Genomic DNA, 923 nt, shown 5'->3' on the forward strand with positions numbered 1-923 from the left:
AGGCCGCGGTGGCATCCCCGGCGCCGGCGGCGAACTGCCACCACCACATCGCCCCCTCCACCTCGCCGGCGAGGTGGAGCAGGCAGCCGAAGTGCACGGGGCCTTCGATGTCGCTGGGCTCTTCGACTGGAGTAGGTCGCCGACGTTGACGCACGCCACGAACGCCTGCCGGCACGGGACATCGAGATCCTCAAGCCGCCGACAACTCAGCCCTGGGGACGCCGCTCAGTATGGCTGCGTGACCCGGACGGCAACATCGTCAACGTCGACCAGGACGCATGACGACCGGTTCCCTGCACCTCGGGTCGCTCATCGCGGGACAGCCTTTGGGGCCGCTGTGACCGACCCGATGAGTCACATCAGCAGTGACAGTGGACCCGGACGATGATCGTGTCGCCGGGAAGGTTCGCGAGGTACGCCTCGCTGCCCGGCCAGACGGCGGGCAGCGCAGGGTCGTGCGGGCACAGATCCGGCTCGCAGAAGGCGTGGACGGCCTCCATGCCGCGCTCATACACCTCCAGCCACCAGCCATCCAGCGTGAGTACATCCGTGTTCGATGTTCTTGTCGACGTGAGATCTCGTATGTATTCGGCGCGGGTTCCCTTGTAACCGATGACGGGGTGCTCCGACGGATCGCTGTCGCCCAGGAAGCCCAGGTAGCCCATGTCGAGGCTGAAGGGGTGGTCGAGGTACGCCTTGATCAGCGGCTGGGCCCGGTAGGCGGCAAACATGTTGTCCGCGTACCGGTCACCGGGGAACGCGGTGGGGTTGTTGCGCCAGCGGTCCACGAAGTCCGCGAGAGGAACGGCCGCAGGATGCACGGCGGACAGGTTTAGCCACAGATCCCACGACTCCGCAGGGGCACGCCCGGAAGCAAGGGGCGGCTGGGAGAAATCGAGGGGCGCGAGCGGTCCGACGGCCCA

The 923-nt window shown here is 67.2% G+C and carries 1 protein-coding gene and 1 pseudogene; one reads left to right on the forward strand and one right to left on the reverse strand.

What is annotated here, in order from left to right; all coding sequences use genetic code 11:
- Positions 1 to 147 precede the first annotated feature (147 nt).
- Positions 148 to 282: pseudogene (locus TN53_RS46240) on the forward strand (VOC family protein); the annotation flags it as partial.
- Between the two features lie 77 nt (positions 283 to 359).
- Here TN53_RS46240 and TN53_RS41035 read toward each other — a convergent pair.
- Positions 360 to 923 (reverse strand): hypothetical protein (locus tag TN53_RS41035; RefSeq protein WP_234441828.1); only part of this gene is annotated, 564 nt, incomplete at its 5' end.

Source organism: Streptomyces sp. WM6386 (assembly GCF_000972385.1).
Taxonomy (GTDB): Bacteria; Actinomycetota; Actinomycetes; order Streptomycetales; family Streptomycetaceae; genus Streptomyces.